Genomic DNA, 18,973 nt, shown 5'->3' on the forward strand with positions numbered 1-18,973 from the left:
TGCGATGGCGTTGCCGGTGCGAAAATTCCTTGTTCCTCTATGCTGCGCATTTGCGCTCCTGGCGGGCTGCTCCGACGATGCCCCTTCGGTCGATAAGAAACTGGTGAAGGCGTTCGTCGAGGTGCGGATGGCCGAACAGGCCTATGGCAAGGAGGCTCCGAACGTGAGACTGGCGCGCCGGACTATCCTTCAGAAATACGGCTACGACACGGAGTCGTTTGCGGCTGCCTGCGACAAGGTGCTTGAAAATCCCGAAAGCTGGGTCCCGTTCCAGCAGGCCGTGGTGGAACATGTCGATTCCCTGCTTGGGATTCCGAAACAGCCCAAGGATGACAAGAAAAAGGGGAAGAAAAAGTGAGCCCGCGCCGCCTCTCCATCGCTGGCCTCGTCTGTGCGGTTCTGCTGGTCCTTTCTGTTCCGGCATTGTCGGCCGTGCCCATGCAGAAGCCCCAAGTCCATTGGATGAGCTATTCCAAGGCCCTCGAAAAGGCGAAACAGAATCCGAAGCTCATCTTCGTGGACCTGTATGCGGACTGGTGTCTCCCTTGCCGAGTCATGGATGCGAACGTCTATTCCGACTCGACGGTCGCCTCTCTCCTGAACGACAAGTTCTATGCGGTGAAGCTTGACGTGGAATCCAAGGAAAAGATTGCGTGTGACGGCGAGCATAAGATTGTGAAGGATTGCATGACCCAGGTGTGGGAATTGAGCACTTTGCCGTCGTTCGTGCTGCTCGCTCCCAAGGGGCTTTCTATATTGACAGTGACGGATTCCATGAGTCCGCAGGAAATGCAGTCTCTCCTGTACCAGTTTTTGGCGAAGGAAGAGGAATGGAGCAAGCGATGAACGAACAGGTCCTTTTTTACATACAGGTTGCCTACTGGGTGCTGTTCTTCTTGCTTGCGCTTTGTTACGGGATATTCCCGGTGACGCTCCCGTTCGTGAGTGAACTGTTCAAACGCCGCCGTCGCCACATAGACGAACATTTCGAATTGCCGAATGTCTCGCTCCTCATATCTGCGTTCAACGAGGAAGGCGTCATCGAAAGGAAAATTCAGAATATCCTCGAAATCGACTATCCCAAGGAAAAACTCGAGGTGCTGATTGGCGACGATGGCTCTGCCGACCGCACCGCGGAGATTGTCGCGCGCTACGCCGACAAGGGCATTACCCTCGTGAAGGCGCCGAAGAACGCGGGCAAGGCGGCGATGCTCAACCGTCTGCAGAAAATTGCGAAGGGCGATATCCTTGTATTCTGTGACGCGAACACGATGTTTTTCCCGAACGTGGTCCGCAAGTTGGTGGAACCCTTCAAGGACAAGAAAATCGGTTGCACCTGCGGTCACCTGATTCTTTCGGACAAGAGCGGGACCATGCTTGGACAGGGCGAAAGTTCGTACTGGGACCTGGAATCCGAAATCAAGAAATTCGAGGGAATCCTGGACCGGCTCATCGGCGGTAACGGCGCCCTCTATGCCATCCGCCGGGAACTCTATACGGAACTGCCCGTAAAGAAGAGCGTCATGGACGACTTCTTCATTACGACGAAGATTCTCCAGAAAGGTTATTTCTGCACGTTTGTCGCGAGCGCCATCGGAACGGAGCAGACGTCGAAGGAAGGGAGCGGCGAGTTCCGCCGCAAGGTGCGTATCGGGCGGGCGAACTTCAACTACCTGCTTTCTTACCTGCCGCTCCTGAACCCGTTCAGGCCGCTGCTTGCCTACCTCTTCTTTTCGCACAAGATTCTGCGCTGGTTCTCCCCGCATATCATTATCCTCCTGTTCGTGCTGAATGCACTGCTGCTACCCCTGGGCTTGTTTTACCAGGTGTCGTTCGGTCTCCTTGTGCTCGCGTTCCTCATTTGCGTCACTAAGGCCGTACCCAGCGCCTATTATTTCATGTCGATGAATTTCGCTCTCCTCAAGGGGTTCTTCCTTTCGTTCTCCCGCGAAAAGAGCGGCGGCTGGGCTCGCGAAGCCCGCAGCGACGAGTAGCTTATGAAAAAATTCCTGACTGCTATTTTGTTTGCGATTGCGTTTGCCGCGATTCCGGCGAACGCCTTCACGATGGATGTTCAGGGTGGAGTTGTAAACCATGTGAGTGAACTCTCGAAGTTCAACATGAGCTTTTACGGGCACCTGTGGTATCCTATCGACCAGATGCTCTTTGTGGGTTTTGGCGGCGGCTACCAGGAGCTTGATAACGTGGGCTATGTCCCTCTTTCCGGTAGCCTCTGGGTGCGCCTTCCTTTTGGGCGGCAGGTGATGCCGGTCGCGACGGGCGATATCGGATACATGATAGGTGAGCGCCACCAGATGTTCTGGCGTGCGGGTGGCGGCCTCGATATCAAGAACGGGGACTACTCCTCTATTCTGCTTATGGCGGGATACCAGTACCTGCATCACGAAGGCCGCGGCTTCGTGTACCTCCACGCAGGAATCCTCGTGGAAATCTAGAATCGCTCTTGCGTTTTGGAAATGGGGATCGAAGGTAATGACAAATAGAATAATCGCCATACTCGTCTTATGTTGCTCGTTTTCGATGGGCTGTTTTTATGATGATGCGTCCATGCTATTGTTTTCGAAGGATACGACTGTAGATTGCACCAAGGTAAAGATTCGTTATTACAAACCCATGGGAAATTGTCATAGTTTGCTTGTTGGCTCGTCTGTGCCCTCAAATAGAAAATGTAGTGACCCCACAGTTACGAAGGGTGCTGAAATACCCGTTTACGATTTGACGGTAAATGATACCCTGTACAAGATTAAACTGAAGCGGATATATTCTGCCGATACTTTGATAAAACGAGACGTGATAATTGATACGGTCGACTTGAAAGGAAACCGTCAATAAGATTGAAAAAAGCCCCCTTGCGGGGGCTTCTTGATAATTGCGATAAACGATTACAGCACGCCGTGAGCTTGGCGGGCGATCACGTCGAGCTGCTGTTCGCGCGTAAGCTTGATGAAACGCACCGCATAGCCGGATACGCGGATAGTGAAGTTCTGGTATTCTTCCTTTTCCGGGTGTTCCATCGCGTCCTTCAGCTTTTCGATGCCGAATACGTTCACGTTCAGGTGGTGGCTGCTCTTGCCGAAGTAGCCGTCGAGCACCTGCATGAGCTTTTCCGTGCGTTCGGTGTCGTTGCTTCCGAGTGCCGCGGGGTTGATGGTCTGTGTATTGCTGATGCCGTCGAGGGCGTATTCATAGGGAAGTTTCGCCACCGAGTTGAGGCTTGCCAGCAGGCCGTTCTTTTCGGCTCCGTAGCTCGGGTTCGCACCCGGGGAGAGCGGTTCGCCTGCCTTGCGTCCGTCTGGGAGCGTGCCAGTCGCCTTGCCATAGACAACGTTGCTTGTGATAGTGAGGATGCTGGTTGTCGGCTCGGACTTGCGGTACGTGGGGTTCTGGCGGATTTTCGCCATGAACGTCTTGAGCAACCACACGGCGATATCGTCGGCGCGGTCGTCGTCGTTTCCGTAACGCGGGAAATCGCCTTCGATCTGGAAATCCTGGGCAAGTCCCGTTTCCTTGTCGCGGATGACCTTCACCTTCGCGTACTTCACGGCGCAGAGGCTGTCGACCACGTGGCTGAAACCTGCAATGCCGGTCGCGAACGTACGGCGCACGTCGGTATCGATGAGTGCCATCTCGGCGGCCTCGTAGTAGTACTTGTCGTGCATGTAGTGGATCAGGTTCAGCGTGTTCACGTACAGGCGGGCAAGCCAGTCGAGGTAGAGGTCGAACTTGTGCACCAGTTCGTCGTAGTCGAGGTATTCGCTCGTGATGGGCGGGTACTCGGGGCCAATCTGCTGCCCCTTGCAAATCGCTTCGTCCTTGCCTCCGTTGATGGCGTAGAGGAGCGTCTTCGCGAGGTTCGCGCGGGCGCCGAAGAACTGCATCTCCTTGCCGGTCTGCGTTGCAGAAACACAGCAGCAGATGCTGTAGTCGTCACCCCAGATGGGGCGCATCGTGTCGTCGTTCTCGTACTGGATAGCGCTTGTCTTCACCGAGATTTCGGCGGCGAACTTCTTGAAGTTCTCGGGCAGGCGCGGGCTGTAGAGCACGGTGAGGTTCGGCTCGGGCGAGGGGCCCATGTTCACGAGTGTGTGGAGGAATCGGTAGTCCGTCTTCGTTACCATGTGGCGTCCGTCCTGGCCGATACCTGCGACTTCGAGGGTCGCCCACACCGGGTCACCGCTGAAGAGTTCGTTGTAGCTCGTGATGCGGGCGAACTTCACCATGCGGAGCTTCATCACGAAGTGGTCGACGAGTTCCTGGGCTTCCTCTTCGGTGAGGATTCCCTTCTGCATGTCGCGGTTGATGTAGATGTCGAGGAACGTGGAAACGCGACCCACGCTCATGGCGGCGCCGTTCTGTGTCTTGATGGCGGCGAGGTATCCGAAGTAGAGCCACTGCACGGCTTCGCGGGCGGTCTTCGCGGGCTGCGAGATGTCGTAGCCGTAGATCTTTGCCATTTCTTTCATGCCCTGGAGCGCCTTGATCTGTTCGGCGAGTTCTTCGCGCTGGCGGACGACTTCTTCGGACATGTCGGTCTCGTCGGTGAGGGCCTTGTCGGCCATCTTCTTCTCGATGAGGTAGTCGATGCCGTAGAGTGCCACGCGGCGGTAATCGCCCACGATTCGACCGCGACCGTAGGTGTCCGGAAGCCCGGTGATGATGTGCGCCTTGCGGGCCGCGCGCATGGCCGGGGTGTACGCGTCGAACACGCCCTGGTTGTGCGTCTTGTGGTAGTCCGTGAAGATGTGGTGCAGTTCTTCGCTCGGCGTGTAGCCGTAGTTCTTGCACGATTCTTCGGCCATCTTGATGCCGCCGAACGGCATGAACGCACGCTTCAGGGGCTTGTCCGTCTGCAGGCCCACGATCTTTTCGAGGTCCTTCATGGCGTCGTCGATGTAGCCTGCCTTGTGGCTCGTGAGGCTGGAAACCACGTCGGTGTCCATGTCGAGCACGCCGCCCTTCGCAATCTCTTGCTTCTGTAAGTCTTGGACCTTGTTCCAGAGCTTGTTTGTAGCGTCTGTCGGCCCTACGAGGAACGACTTGTCCCCGTCATATTGCTTGTAGTTCTTCTGGATAAACAGGCGGACGTTGATGTCCTCTTTCCAGCGCTGGCCTACGAAGCCATCCCATTCTTCCTTGACAATCATGCTTTACCTTCTTTGCATCCTTATTCAAAAAGTCCTTGTTTTTTTCAAATTTACCAAAAAGAAAGGGCAGTTCTGGGGTGTTACGGGCCTTGCTTCTCGGTTTTCTTGTTTTTGTAATTATTACAAATATAAACAATAAATTATAAATTTGCAACCGGGAAATGTCTTTTTTTTGTAACTTGTTGAACCATAATGACATATTGAAATGCGAAGTTTTGGATATATGATACTGTTGATACAGTCTGGTTTGGGAATTTACGTTTTTTTTACGTTGAGAGGAAAAAAAATGTGTATTTTTAAGGCATACTAAATGTTCTCCTCCTAAAGGAATCCCTGGACTTGTCCGGGGGTTTCTTTTTTTGGGATGAAATTTCTATCTTTGTGCCGAAAAATAAAAGGGACACATTATGCCTACTATGACTTCTGCGCAGGTGCGCGAATCTTTCATCAAGTTCTTTGAATCCAAGGGCCACCTCTTTGTGCGTTCTTCGCCGGTGGTCCCGCATGACGACCCGACGCTCATGTTCACGAATGCGGGCATGAACCAGTTCAAGGCCATCTTCCTGGGCGACAATCCGAAGGGCTGGAAGCGCGTATGCAACAGCCAGAAGTGTCTCCGCGTGTCCGGTAAGCACAACGACCTCGACGTGGTGGGCCGCGACAACTACCACCACACCTTCTTCGAAATGCTCGGCAACTGGAGCTTCGGCGACTACTACAAGAAAGAAGCCATCGCCTGGGCATGGGAACTTTTGACCGAAGTGTGGAAGCTCCCGAAGGAACGCCTGTTTGCAACCGTGTATCAGGACGATGACGAAGCCTGGCAGATTTGGAAGGACGTGTCCGGCCTCCCGGATGACCGCATCATGCGTTTTGACGCCCACAGCAACTTCTGGGAAATGGGCGACACCGGTCCGTGCGGCCCCTGCTCCGAAATCCACTACGACCGCGGCGACCTCGCTACGCAGGCCGAAACGTTCAAGGATCCCATCAAGGGCGTGAACGGCGAAAACGACCGCTACATCGAAATCTGGAACAACGTGTTCATGCAGTACGAACGCGTGAGCGACGGCAGCCTCATTCCGCTGAAGGCTAAGAACGTCGATACCGGTATGGGCTTCGAACGTATCTGCGCTATTCTGCAGGGCAAGACCAGCAACTACGACACCGACGTGTTCACCCCGATTATCGCAAAGGTTGCTGAACTTAGTGGCGTGCCGTACAACGATGGCGAAGCCGGTACTCCGCACCGCGTGATTGCCGACCACATCCGCGCAATCTCTTTCGCTATTGCCGACGGCGCACTTCCGAGCAACGAAGGCCGTGGTTATGTGCTCCGCCGCATCCTCCGCCGCGCCAGCCGCTTTGCCCGCCTGCTCGGTCAGAAGAAGCCGTTCATTTGCCAGCTCGTGCAGGTGCTTGCCGACACGATGGGCGACGCCTTCCCGGAAATCCGCGAACGCAAGGAATTTGTTGCCTCTGTGATCAAGAGCGAAGAAGAAAGCTTTATCCGCACGCTCGACGCCGGCCTCGAACGCTTTGCCGCAATCTCCGCCGAACTCAAGAAGGGCGACAAAATTCCTGGTGATAAAGTCTTCCTGCTTTACGATACCTACGGATTCCCGCCGGACCTTACCGGCATTCTCGCCGAAGAAAAGGGCCTTGCGATTGACGAAGAAGGCTACAACAAGTGCATGGAAGAACAGAAGGCCCGTGCCCGCGCCAACATGAAGCAGGGCATCAACACGATGGGTACCGAAGGCTGGACGCAGTACAGCGAAGAAAGCACCAAGTTCGTGGGCTATGAACTCTCCGCTTGCGAAACGAAGGTTGTGCGTTGGCGTGAAGACAAGGGCGTGCTCAGTATTGTGCTCGAAACTTCTCCGTTCTACGCCGAAATGGGTGGCCAGGTCGGCGACAAGGGAACGCTGGTTTCTGCTGATTTGGAAATCGACGTGTTCGACACCGTGAAGGTGAACGACACCGCCCTCTGCCGCGGCAAGGTGAAGAAGGGTACGGCCAACGAAACGACGATGGGCGCTGTGTTCATGGCGACCGTCGATAACGACCGCCGCGCTGACATCCGCAAGAACCATTCCGCCACCCACTTGCTGCAGGCGGCTCTCCGCCAGGTGCTCGGCACTCATGTGCAGCAGCAGGGTAGCTTTGTTTCCAACGAACTCCTCCGCTTCGACTTCAGCCACTTCAACGCGATGACCGCTGAAGAAATCCAGAAGGTGGAAGACATCGTGAACGCGAAGGTGATGGAATGCCTGCCGGTCAACACCCAGGTGATGGGCGTTGACGAAGCAAAGGCAAGTGGTGCCATGGCTCTGTTCGGCGAAAAGTATGGCGACGAAGTCCGCGTGGTTAAGATGGGTGACGCTGGCGTCGAATTCTCCCGCGAACTTTGCGGTGGCTTGCACGTGCAGAACACCGGTAACATCGGCCTCGTGAAGATTATTAGTGAATCCAGCGTGTCTGCTGGCGTGCGCCGTATTGAAGCAGTCTCTGGCCGTGGCGCGCTCTCGCTGCTCCGCGCCGGTACGCAGATTTTGACCGCTCTCCGCGAACAGCTCCGCTGCAAGGACGTCGAAGTTCTCGACCGCATCCAGCAGACCTTCTCCAAGACGCAGAGCCTCGAGAAGAGCCTGCAGTCCGTGAAGCTCGAACTTGCGACCCTCATTGCGGCCGAAGTGTTGAACGGTGGCATCAACGTGATGGGCGTGAACCTGTTTGTGCGCGAACTCAACATGCCCGAAGACAAGTACAAGGACTTGCTCGACGGCATCCAGAACAAGCTTGCAACCGACAGCGTTGCCGTGATTGCGAACAAGGTGAACGGTAACGGAAGCATCGCCGTGATGGTGGGCAAGGACGTTCAGGCCAAGGGCATCAAGGCCGGAGACCTCGTCAAGGACCTTGCCGCTGCTTGCGGTGGCCGCGGCGGTGGACGCCCGGACCGTGCTCAGGCCGGCACCAAGGAAGTCGACAAGATTGCCGGTGCCATTGCGAACGCCAACAACTGGATTCGCGCGAAGCTCGGCGCCTAATAAGGCTTCCTTATTTTATCTGAATCTTCTGCGCGAATCTCTCGTTGCCGGATTTGACTTGCACGATGTAGCTGCCTTGTGCAAGGCCCTGCAGCGAGAATGCGTGCGTGCCGGCATCGAGAACGCCTATGTTCAGCGTCTTGATGCGGTGTCCCGTAATGTCGAAAATGGCGATGGCGGTTACGCCCGCTTGCGGTAATGCAATGGCGAGGTCTTTGCCCTGCAAGGAGATTTCTGCTTTTCTGACAATGTTTCGGCCTGCGCGGATGACGTCCGGGGTGATTACTTTGTCCCAGCCGGGCATGTCGTCGAGTGCGATGATGCGTTCGTCGTCGAGGTTCCTTTTCCACATGTCGGTAGGAGTCTTTTCAAGGAAGTTTCCGCTCCACGTCTGGCTCCAGGTCATCCAGTAACTCCAATAGGCCTTGTCTTCGGCGATGCTGTCGATATCCGGAATGGCGCCGTTTTCGCTCAGGGCGATGAGTTTCTTGGTTCCGACGTCGCTCACTATCTTGTTGAAGTAGTTGGCGGCGGAATTGTGGTTGTTAAGCGGGTCGTAGATATCGACCGCGACAATGTCCACGTACTCGTCACCCGGGTACCATTCCGCATTGAGCGCGCTGTAGTCGTAACCGAATTTCGGGTCGGTGTTGATGTTCCATACCCAGATGAGGTTTGTGAGTTTGTTTGTGTTCACCATGCGGTCGAATACGAGTCGGTAAAGTTGCACGTAGCACTTGGGGCTAGCCGTGCCCCACCAGAACCAGCCACCGCTGGCCTCGTGCAGCGGGCGCCACACGACGGAGATTCCCTTTCCCTCGAGTTCCTTGAAATAGCCTGAGACAATGTCCACGTCGGCGACGATGTCCTTGTAGACCTGCGAAGTCAAGTCAATCTCCTTGCAGGTGGAATCCTTGAAGGCCTTCGTGTAGTTGAAGCAGGTGTTGTTGTCGGCCGTCTTCGTGACGCCTTCGGTGCAACCCGCATTCCTGTAGCCTTCTTGCTGCGTGTAGAAAATCGTGTCTTCCCCGACTTTCCAGTGCCATGTGTAGGTCGGGATGCCGCCCATTTCCCACAGCTGCTCGGTCATCACCAGGTTGTTCTCGGTATAACCCCGGAACCAGCCTTCCTCGTGATGCCCGCCCGCGGCAAAGAGCATGTCGAACCCGCCCACGGCAGGGTAGTGGCCGCTGCGCTTGTAGAACTCGGCGATGTCGGTCTGACCCTTCCACGAGACTTCCTCGTCGCTAAACTTGCAGGAATCCGCCGGAGTGCATTCGCCTGCCTTCAAAAGCTTCATGTTGCCGTAGTCGTAGTTGAAGTTCTGGTCGCTAATCATCATGCCGCTTACGGTCTTCTTCATGAAGTTGTTGCGGAGGAATGTGTATATTTTTTGGGCGCTTTCGCTCGCGTTGGGCGATACGGGCAATTCGCTGATGTTGAAAACGGGGTCAGGATGGCGTTCCACGGTAATGTAGTCCACGCCGATGGCACCGTTCCCTACGGTAATCGTGTTTTCGCCGGCACGCATCTTGGCGGATGCCGCCACCACGTAGCTGGAATCGCAGTTGCGCGGGGTGGTGAGCATCGAGCCCGCCTCGACTCCGTTCACGAGGATCTTGGAGGTCGTCCAGTCGTACTGCTTGATGAGCACCTTGGTCGTGATGTCGTACATCGCGGTTTCTTCGACCTTGATCGTGAAGGTGAACTCGGTACCGGAGGACTTCGTCACGAACTTCGCTCCGGTGGAATCCGCCGAGACGTCTCCGGCATTTACGCCCGGCTGCGCTTCGGCTTCGTAGACAGTGGGGGCGGCAAAAACGGATGCCGTCACGGAGAATGCGGCTATTGCCACAAAAGACTTGAATTCCATAAGCACTCCATACATCTTATGCTCTAAATATATCCTAAAAAAGGGCTGGTTGTTTTTTTACAAGAAAAAAGAAAGAAAACCTGTTGCGTGGCGCACAATGTCAAAAAAAAATGCCCCCGCAGGCGTGAACCCGCAGGGGCGAGGAGTCAGAAATCCGTTATCTCACAAGTACGGGTTGCGTCGCGGTGATGCCTGCTCCCTTCGCTCGCACGATGTACATTCCCTTGGGCATGTTCTCGAGGCTAAACGCGTAGCTGCCCTGCGCAAGCGCGCCGTGGAAGAGGGTTGCGATGCGCCTGCCATTCATGCCGTAAACGTCCACGCTCACGTCGCCCGCCTTCGCGGTCACAAGCGAAATCGTGCTACCGTAAATTTTGAAAGATGCTCCCGCCTTGACTGCGGCCACATGCGGTTCTTTCCCGATGGATGTTGTGCCGAATACGATCTTGATTTCGGGGATCATCTCTTCGGTGTTCTCGAAACCGCGGCTGAAGGCATCGTACTTGTCTTCGTTGAAGTCCCAGAGAACCTGGTCGCCCGCCTTGAAGTTATCGTACAGGAGCGTTCCGGTGTAGCCCGGCGCGTAGTTCGCGATGACGACGCTCAGAGTCTGGTTGCGATCTGCAAAGCTGGAAATATCGAAGGAGCAGACGGTCGATTCGCCCGCGGGCACAACGCAAGCACTGGCATCGTCGTTCACCGGAGTCCAGGTCCAAGCATCCGTCAGCTTGAAAATCAGGTGCAGTTGCGCATTGGTGGCGCCCGTGTTCGTTACCTCGAACGTGAACGTGCTGGCCTTGCTCAGGTCCCATGTCTTCTGGTATTCGATCTGCGCGTTGTCGCCACCGTAGGTCACCGACATCTTGCCGTCGCCGCCTTCTTCGCTAATCGACACATCCTTAATCTTGATGCTCGCCTCTTCCGTTGCGGCGAGTGCCTTCATGGCGTCAAGCGCGGGGTCAATCGTGTAAGTGTAGCCGCCGAAGTTCGATTCGGTCTTGTCACCGATGTACTGCCAGGCGAGTGCGCCCGCATAGCCGCCGTCAAACGCCTTGCGGTAGCATTCCTCGGTCGAAATCTGGGTCTTTGCCGCCATGCTTGCGGTATAGGTATCGCCCTTCCAGCCGCTTGCGGGGAATTCGCCGATAATCATCGGCTTGCTATCGTAACCGTACTTGCTCGCCATCTGGGCTGCCGTATTCACGAACGGGCTCACCGCATCGTTCTGGTAATACGGGTAGTAGTGCGTCTGGAAAAAGTCGAGCGTGCCGTTCGCCTTGCCGCCCGCCGCCACGAGGGCCGCGTCGTTCCAGTGTTTTTGATACTGGATGTTCACGCTACCCGTAGAAACGAGCAGTTCCGGGTTTTCGGTATGGATGGCTGCCGCTACCTTGTTCGTAAATGCCTGGATCTTGGAAAGCGCCATCTTCTTGGAGGTCCAGCCGCTGCATTCGCTCGTCATGCCCTCGGGCTCGTTGAAAACTTCCCAGGTCATGAGCGCCTTGTGGTTGCCAATCGCCTTCACCACCGGGATGAGCGCGTTGTCGATAAACGCCTGCGTGCCCTCGTCCTCAAACAGGTTCGTATTCGCGGTGATGTCGAGCTTTTCGTCGTAAAGTCCCCACTGGTTGGGTTCCATCAGGTTGTGGCTGAAGAGACACATCGAGACCATCACGCCGTATTCCTCGGCGATGTCCAGAGCCTTCTTCATGTTGTTGATGGTGTTTTCCTTGAGGCCCGAAACCAGGTGCGTCGTCTGGTCGATTTCCGGGCTCTGGCTCATGTTGTTGAAAAGCCACCAGCGGATAGCGTTACCGCCCGCGGCGCGTGTGCCTTCCACAGCCTTGCGCCAGGCGTTCTCGTTCAGCGGGGAAGCTCCCACGTCGGAATTGTAGTCGCTCCAGGCGAGGTTTGTGCCCGAAAAGAAGATTTTCTTGCCGTTATAGAGCAAATCGGTGCCGCTCACCGTGAGGCCCGGAGCCGCAAAAGCGGTTCCACCGAGCAAAAAGGCCCCGCAAAGAGCCGCAAAACTCAATTTTTTCATATAACTCCTCAAAACGCCCCTTCGGAGGCGTTTACCCGAAAACTATAAATCGCTGGCGCAAAAAGGACATTTTTCGCCTCGGGGTGTTGACAAAAACCGCCGGATTTGTCCACACCGGGCGAGCGCGAAAAAGCTGAACCTGCGGCCATCTTGCGCTTGTTTTGCGGCTTCTATACGAAAAAAGCCCCACAGGCGAAAACCTGCAGGGCTTTGGAGTTAGGAGGAAACTTTACTTGACGAGAATCGGCTTGGTAGCGGCAATACCCGCGCCCTTCACGCGCACGATGTAGCTGCCCTTCGGCATGTTCTCGAGGCTGAACGCATAGCTGCCCGCGGCGAGGTTGCCCTTGTAGAGTGTCGCGACGCGCTTGCCGTTCAGGCCGAACACGTCGACCGATACCATACCCGCCTTCGCGGTAGAAAGCGAAATCGTGTTGCCCTGGATGCCGAACTTGGCGGCAGAGGCGGCCACGGTCTTGACAGCGTCGGAATTGCCGTTCTCGTCCACGAGCTCGATTTTCGAGACGAAATCCTTGCTCTGGGTGGCGGTCGTGAAGAGTTCCGTCTTCTTGTCGAATGCGGAAATCACCTTCCCGTTGTCGGCGACGAGGTCGTCAAAGGTAATGGTGCCCGAGAATCCCACGGCGGCGACCATCAGCGTGACGGAGAAGAGGTTGTCGAGGTCCGTGGGATGTTCCACGCCAGCATCGTCTTCGTACTTGGTGATGTCGAATTCGCAAGTAGAGGAGGCGCCGTCGTTGAGCCAGCATCCGGTAGAGGGGGACATTTCCCAGGTCCAGAGGCTATCCTTCATGCCGTTGCGCACAAAGGCGAGGCCTACCCAGACACCACCGTCTGCACCGCCCGAACCATTGTTCGTAATCTTGACGGAGACTGTCGATGCGCCAGTCAGATCCGGCACCTTCTGCAGTTCGATGTTCGCACCGTCCTCTCCGAGTGTCTTGTAGGTCACGGCCATCATCATGTTCTTGTAGTCTTCCGAAGAACCGCTACCTGCTCCGTATTTGGCGTTTTCTGTAGAGGTGGGGCAAACCTTCGTTGCGGATGCTGCTTCGTTGTAGTTGTCCCAGCCGGGCATTTCGTCAAGCGTGATGATGCGTTCGTCGGCGAGGTTCTTCTGCCATACGCTTGCGGCGGTCTGGCTGACGAAAGCGCTTCCCCAGGATTCGTACCACGGCATCCACCAGCTCCAAGCGGCTCCCTCGTCGTACATCTTGTCTACATCGGGGATGGGGCCGTTTTCGCTGAGGGAAATAAGCTTGTTCGTACCGCCCTTGTTGGCAAAGTCGATGAATGCGGCGCTGTTGCTCTGGTGGTCGTTAGCCTTGTTGTAGATATCGACGCTCAGCACATCGTAGTAGGTTTCGCCCGGAGTCCAGGAAATCTTGGAGGCGTCCTGCGGGTTGAAATCCCAGATAAGGTTGTTCACGCCGTTCTTGAACACCATGCGTTCGTAGAGCAACTGGTAGAGCGCAGCGAACTGCTTGCCCGTGTGCGTGCTCCACCAGAACCAGTTTCCGCCGGATTCGTGTAGCGGGCGGAAGATGGCGGCGACACCTTCAGTCTGGAGGCCGAGGAAAATTTCGGAAATGCGGTCGATGTCACCGACGAGCGCCTTGTAGGCTGCCGAGAGGGTATCCCAAGTGGTAGTGCCCTTTATGAATGCTTCGGTGAAGTCGAATTCAGTGTAGGTTTCGTGTGCGCCCTTCACGTAGAATTCCACTTCGTCACCGGGGCGCCAGTGCCACGTGAAAGCCGGAATGCCGCCCTTCTTCCAGGTGGTCTTCGCGATGTCGACGGCCTTTTCGGTGTACTGCTGGAACCAGCCTTCGTCCTTGTTCGCGCCGGTTGCGTTCATGAGGTCGGCGCCGATGAGTGCCGGATACTTGCCACCGGCCTTGTAAACTGCCTGCACGTCTTCGTGCTGGGTGGCATCGCCCATGGTGTAGGCATCCATATTACCGGTCATCACGCCGGAGATGGTCTTTTTGCCGAAGTTGTTGACGAGGAAGTTGTAGAGTTTCTTGGCAGCGGGGGTCGCGTTTGCTGTGACGGGCGCATTGCAGAGATCGAAAGCCTTCGCTTCGTAAGGCTTGACTTCGATATAGTCCACGTCAATCCAGCCCCAGCTATTGGTGATGGCGATTGTATTTGCGCCTGCGGCAAGGGCGAGGACTGTTTCAACGTCCACAAATTTGTCCTTGTCCGTAACGGGGAAGGAAACCTGCGCGGAGGTGCTTCCGACACCGACATTGTTGATTTTGTCTCCACCGTAGTTGTTCATGTAGTGGATGACGACCGTGTATTGGCCTGCCGCATCGACAGTCACGGTCGGGAATGTGATATCGCCGCCGTTCATCTTGACATACTTACCGCCGGAGGCCGCTGTGCTGGTAGCGACAGCGGCATCTTTGGTAATCGTTCCGTCTTCGGCCTCGTATTGTGCGGCGAAACTGCTGACCGCGGCGAGACCAAACATCCATGCAAATTTTGTGATTTTCATACACGTCCTTTTTTGTTTTTCTTGAATATATATTAATAGTGGGTGTCCCGGCCCCCTTTTTTGGGGTCGCTGCAAAAAGATGTTGGGTAAATCACAACAACAAAAATGGCGAAATTTGCGTAAAAATGGCAAACTTCGTTTGCCGAAGGATTACTTGTACTCTGCGCCGAAGGTGAACGTGCGTTTTTCGCCGGGCGGGATGACGATGAGTCCGCGGTGATGGTTCAGCGCGTCGGGCTCCGATGTCATGGGCTCGATGGCGATGCTCTCGCGGGTCGGGGGCGTGTATATCTGGATGGCGTTGTACTGCCCGAGGCGGGCGTCCTGCCAGAGGGTAAGCTTGCCGTTCTTGCCTTCGAGCGTAACGATGCCTCTTCCTGCTTCTCTCGGATTGCTGTTGTCCACGAGGCAGAAGCAGTCGTTGATGAACTCGTCGTTAATCTTGCGGCCTGCAGTAAAGCGCGTGTCCGCATGGAAGTTGCCTGTCGGGAGGTCGGCGCTGTCAAGTTCCGCAAGGAGCGATTCGGGGAGTGTCATTACCAGGTCGTTGATTTTTTCACCTAGCATGTAGTACGGGTGCCAGCCTTCGGAATAGGGCATGTCCGTGTTGCCCATGTTCTCGACGGTCGATTCGACCTTGTACGCGTTCCCGGAGAATGTTATTTTGTTTGTAGCACGGAACGGGAAGGGGAATCCCGCGAAGGCACCCGGCCAGTCGCAGGTAAAAACGGCAGAGCAACTTTCGTTATCGCTTTCGAAACGCTCGAATTTCCATTCCTGGTTCTGCAAAAAACCGTGCAGGGCGTGCGGGGCCCAGCTTACGTTGTTGATGAGCTGGTAGGTCTTCCCGTTCCAGGTGAACTTCGCGTAGGCGGTGCGCCCGGGGTAGGGGGCTAGCCTGCAGCCCGCGTTGGTGTCGGGGCCCATCTTGAAGATGTCGTCGCCTTCGCGGTAACCGAAGAGCAGGTCAAGCGTTTTTTTGCCGGAGGCGGGGATGCGCCAGGCGTTGAGTCCGCCGCCGTAGCCGCTCAAGACTTCGAATTCGGCGCCGTCGTCGCGCTGGAGGACAAAACACTGCACTGTGCCGATAGGGCGGGAAATCAGTTTGTAGTTGCTCATGTGGGGTAAGATAGAAAATGCTATCTTTCTTGCCATGGATTCCCAGACGATAGTCGCCCCGATGACACCTGCCGGCGTGAGTGCCGTGGCCGCGCTTCGCGTGAGCGGTCCGAAGGTGCGTGAAGTTGTCCGAGCCCTGTTTGGCGAAAAGCGTGCAGCTGCGCTTGAACCGCGTATGGCAAATCTCGGCAGTACGCGAGACCCGCAGTCGGGCAAGCTTATCGATAGCCTATTGTATATCTTCTTCGAAGGCCCGAATTCCTATACCGGCGAAGACGTGCTGGAACTCTACCCGCACGGGAACCCGCTTATCGTACGCGACCTGCTGCAGGCAATCCGCGGGCTCGATGGCGTGCGTCTTGCCGAGCCCGGGGAATTCACGCACCGCGCCTTCCTGAACGGCAAGATGGACTTGACGCAGGCCGAATCCGTGGCCGACGTGATTCACAGCGCGAACCGCGCAGAACTCGAGAACGCTCATCGCCTTCTGGGGGGCGCCCTCTCGAAAAAGATTGCGGCACTCGCTTCGCAGGTCAAGGACATCTCGGCGCGCCTCGAACTCGATGTGGATTTCGCGGAAGAGGAGGCCGACCCGGACTTTGCGGGCTGGGAAGCGCGGTTTGTCGCTGTCCGCGAATCCATCCAGCAAGTTTTAAACAGCTTCCACGGGAAGGCTTCGCTCAGCAGGCTCCCGCTGGCCGTGCTCTACGGCGCGCCGAACGCGGGCAAGTCAAGCCTCGTGAATGCCCTCCTGGGCGAAGACCGCGTGCTCGTGAGCAACGTACCGGGTACGACGCGCGACTTTGTGGAAGTGCGCCTCTTCTTGCCCGGTGGCGAAATCCGGCTGGTCGATACCGCGGGCATCGCTGCGCAGGCAACGGACGAGCTCGACGCGCTCAGCCAGAAGAAGAGCAGGGAAATTCTCGAAGAAGCCGACATGAAGATTCTCGTGGTGGACGGCAGCTCGCAGGAATGTCATTCTCGCGAAGGCGAATTAGCATCTCGTCATTCTCGCGAAGGCGAGAATCTTAGGATGTCCGCTTTCGCTGACATGACAAATAACGCGGACCTTGTCGTTTATTCCAAGTCCGACCTGTGCGCATCCCCGATTCCCGATGGCGGACTGAGCGTTTCTTCCAAGACGGGCGAGGGCCTTGCGGAACTTCGCCAAGCGATGAACGCCTACTTGTTCAAGCAATCTGCGGACGCAGAAGACCTCTGGATTACAAGCGAACGCGAGAAGGCCTGCCTCGAAGACGCCCTTGCGGGTATCGACCGCGCGCTCGACCTGCTCCGGAACAATCCGGCGGTGGAACTGCTCGCCTTCGAGATGCAGGTGGTGCGCCGTGCGCTCCAGAGCATAACGGGCGAAATTTCGTCCGAAGACATTTTACAATCTATTTTCGCGGGGTTCTGCATTGGCAAGTAGCACTCTCAGTATTATCGGCGTCCTGATCGGCGTCTTCGCGTTCGGGACATACATGGTCCCGCTCAAGAAATACCCGAACTATTCTTCGTGGGCGTTCCTCGCCATGATGGCCGTGGGCGCGCTTGCCTGTTCTGCGATAATCGCCTGCGTCACCGGACAGTTCAACCTGCAACCCGTCGGCGTGATTTGCGGGCTCCTCTGGGTTATCGGCGGTGCGCTCTGCTTCTGGGCGGTGCAGGCCGAGGCGGACCTCGCGGGCACGGGACTGCGCTCCATGAGCGTGAGCATCTTGCTTTCGTTCATTACGGGTGTCACGCTGTTCGCCGAGCACTCGCTTTTCTACTTCTCTATCCCAGCCATCGTGTGCATGCTCGTGGGTATCTGGATTCCGGCGGGGCACATCAAGCATATCTGGAAAAACTGGCGCTCGCTCCTTTCGGGAGCGGTGTTCGGCTCGTACCTTATCCCGTACAAGCTAAGCGGGCTCGGGGACATGGAATTCCTGTTCCCGTTCTCGGTGGGCGTGTGCGTCGGGAGTGTCGCTCTCTTTATCGTGCTCTCTCTGGCCCGCGGCAAGCGTTTTGAAATGCCTGCGGTACCGTCGCTTTTCGCCTTTGCTGCCGGCATGCTCTGGATGCTCGGGACACTCGCCATATTCTGGGCCATCGCCGACGATGGCATGTTCGGATATGCGGTGGGCTACCCGCTCCTGCAACTTAATTTGGTTGTAAACCAGATGTGGGGAGTCTTTGCTTTCGGGGAATATGCGACCCGCACTGAACGCTTGAAACTGGCCGCGTCGACGGTCATTATCCTTGCAGGTGCCGCCCTGCTTACACTTTCAAAGATGTAATTTCCGACTCGAATGCTTCGGCGGATTTTGCGTCCTCGTTGTAGAGGGCGCAGATTTTTTTGGTACTCAGTTCCAGAACCTTGCGGGCAAGTTCGTTGTCGCCCTGCTCGCGCAGCATGCGCAGCGATGCGTCGATGCGCTTCACGTCCAGCGGCTCGGGGTAGTCCTTCATGAACTTGTACAGCAGTTTCACCTGCCGGTCGTAATCCTCGTCGGTTTCGCAGGCGAGCAGGAAGGGTATCACTTTCACGTTCAGCAGGTTCCCGAGGTCGCCCACGAACGTGTTGAGCGAGGCGCCTTCGGGGAACAGCTCCACCGTGTCGCTCATGATGTCGTCGTTGTCGAGGAACTGCCCGTTCTCGAACTGCGAGAGCATGTCGTTCAGGAGTTCCATCTCGTGCTTCTTCGTCTGCTCGCGGTAACGCGCCTGGTAGTAGATGGGGAGCGTCGTGAGGCAGAAGTGCGCCTGGTTCGCGCCGATGAATTCACCGACGTAGTAGATGTCCGCGTCTTCGTTCAGGATGTCTTCTTCCTTGGTGAAGTTGCCGATACGCGCCGGAATGGGGATGACTTCCATGTTCGAAAGTTCATGCAGCCTGTCGCGCATGGTTTCCACGTCGAGGTTCTCCGGCAGTTCGACGCCGTTCTCCTCCATCGTTTCGAGGAGTTCGTTCAGGCGCTCGTCCATTACCTGGTTCCTGCGGTGGCGCGAGGGTACGGTCGGGTTGAACTTGCGGAAATCGCCTTCGAGCGTCAAGAGCCCGTTCTTGATCATGTCGTCGAACGGCGTGTTGCTTTCTTCGGCGTCGGGCGTGGGCAAAATCCTTGCGTAGGCAATCATCCTGCCGCAAAGCTTATCGTCGTTTCCTTTTTTCTGTTCAATACCGAGCATGCGCATAATATAGCAATTTCT

At 56.1% G+C, this 18,973-nt stretch carries 13 protein-coding genes; 7 read left to right on the forward strand and 6 right to left on the reverse strand.

Annotated features, from left to right (window positions below; genetic code table 11):
* Nucleotides 1-4: 4 nt before the first annotated feature.
* The 4 genes from B4A77_RS02735 to B4A77_RS02750 are packed head-to-tail and all read left to right on the forward strand — an operon-like array spanning nucleotide 5 to nucleotide 2,456.
* The gene (locus B4A77_RS02735) at nucleotides 5-358 is read left to right on the forward strand and encodes a hypothetical protein (RefSeq protein WP_290726091.1); all 354 of its coding nucleotides are present in this window, start codon (nucleotides 5-7) and stop codon (nucleotides 356-358) included.
* Nucleotides 355-846 carry a thioredoxin family protein gene (locus B4A77_RS02740; protein ID WP_290738076.1) on the forward strand — a complete coding sequence of 164 codons (492 nt, stop codon included), beginning with the start codon at nucleotides 355-357 and terminating at the stop codon, nucleotides 844-846. The genes B4A77_RS02735 and B4A77_RS02740 overlap by 4 nt, the downstream gene beginning before the upstream one ends.
* Complete coding sequence (locus B4A77_RS02745) at nucleotides 843-1,994, forward strand: glycosyltransferase family 2 protein (protein WP_173366089.1); 1,152 nt, start codon at nucleotides 843-845, stop codon at nucleotides 1,992-1,994. The genes B4A77_RS02740 and B4A77_RS02745 overlap by 4 nt, the downstream gene beginning before the upstream one ends.
* A 3-nt stretch (nucleotides 1,995-1,997) precedes the next feature.
* Nucleotides 1,998-2,456 (forward strand): hypothetical protein, encoded by a 459-nt coding sequence (locus B4A77_RS02750; protein ID WP_290738078.1) that lies wholly within the window; start codon nucleotides 1,998-2,000, stop codon nucleotides 2,454-2,456.
* Nucleotides 2,457-2,903: 447 nt separating this feature from the next.
* On the opposite strand, the gene pflB is transcribed toward B4A77_RS02750, so the two are convergent.
* A complete protein-coding gene (gene pflB / locus B4A77_RS02755; protein WP_173382905.1) occupies nucleotides 2,904-5,165 on the reverse strand; it encodes a formate C-acetyltransferase in 2,262 nt (753 codons plus the stop codon).
* A 407-nt stretch (nucleotides 5,166-5,572) separates the two neighbouring features.
* Between pflB and alaS the strand changes: the two genes are divergently transcribed.
* Nucleotides 5,573-8,218, forward strand: coding sequence for an alanine--tRNA ligase (gene alaS / locus B4A77_RS02760; protein ID WP_290738080.1), 2,646 nt, complete (start codon nucleotides 5,573-5,575; stop codon nucleotides 8,216-8,218).
* 10 nt (nucleotides 8,219-8,228) lie between these two features.
* Here the strand turns inward: alaS and B4A77_RS02765 are convergent, their stop codons facing one another.
* The 4 genes from B4A77_RS02765 to B4A77_RS02780 form a co-directional block, all read right to left on the reverse strand.
* Complete coding sequence (locus B4A77_RS02765) at nucleotides 8,229-10,091, reverse strand: glycosyl hydrolase (protein WP_290738083.1); 1,863 nt, start codon at nucleotides 10,089-10,091, stop codon at nucleotides 8,229-8,231.
* Nucleotides 10,092-10,248: 157 nt separating this feature from the next.
* A complete protein-coding gene (locus tag B4A77_RS02770; protein ID WP_290738086.1) occupies nucleotides 10,249-12,135 on the reverse strand; it encodes a T9SS type A sorting domain-containing protein in 1,887 nt (628 codons plus the stop codon).
* A gap of 229 nt (nucleotides 12,136-12,364) precedes the next feature.
* Nucleotides 12,365-14,659 carry a glycosyl hydrolase gene (locus B4A77_RS02775; protein WP_290738089.1) on the reverse strand — a complete coding sequence of 765 codons (2,295 nt, stop codon included), beginning with the start codon at nucleotides 14,657-14,659 and terminating at the stop codon, nucleotides 12,365-12,367.
* Nucleotides 14,660-14,809: 150 nt separating this feature from the next.
* Nucleotides 14,810-15,778 (reverse strand): aldose 1-epimerase, encoded by a 969-nt coding sequence (locus tag B4A77_RS02780; RefSeq protein WP_290738092.1) that lies wholly within the window; start codon nucleotides 15,776-15,778, stop codon nucleotides 14,810-14,812.
* Between the two features lie 34 nt (nucleotides 15,779-15,812).
* Between B4A77_RS02780 and mnmE the strand changes: the two genes are divergently transcribed.
* Nucleotides 15,813-17,207, forward strand: a complete 1,395-nt coding sequence (gene mnmE / locus B4A77_RS02785) for a tRNA uridine-5-carboxymethylaminomethyl(34) synthesis GTPase MnmE (protein WP_290738096.1) — start codon at nucleotides 15,813-15,815, stop codon at nucleotides 17,205-17,207.
* Nucleotides 17,197-18,060 carry a GRP family sugar transporter gene (locus tag B4A77_RS02790; RefSeq protein WP_290738099.1) on the forward strand — a complete coding sequence of 288 codons (864 nt, stop codon included), beginning with the start codon at nucleotides 17,197-17,199 and terminating at the stop codon, nucleotides 18,058-18,060. Before mnmE ends, B4A77_RS02790 begins: the two co-directional genes overlap by 11 nt.
* Here the strand turns inward: B4A77_RS02790 and B4A77_RS02795 are convergent.
* Nucleotides 18,041-18,952 (reverse strand): hypothetical protein, encoded by a 912-nt coding sequence (locus B4A77_RS02795; RefSeq protein ID WP_290738102.1) that lies wholly within the window; start codon nucleotides 18,950-18,952, stop codon nucleotides 18,041-18,043. The genes B4A77_RS02790 and B4A77_RS02795 overlap by 20 nt on opposite strands.
* Between the last annotated feature and the right edge of the window lie 21 nt (nucleotides 18,953-18,973).

The organism is Fibrobacter sp. UBA3718, assembly GCF_002371935.1.
Classification (GTDB): Bacteria; Fibrobacterota; Fibrobacteria; order Fibrobacterales; family Fibrobacteraceae; genus Fibrobacter.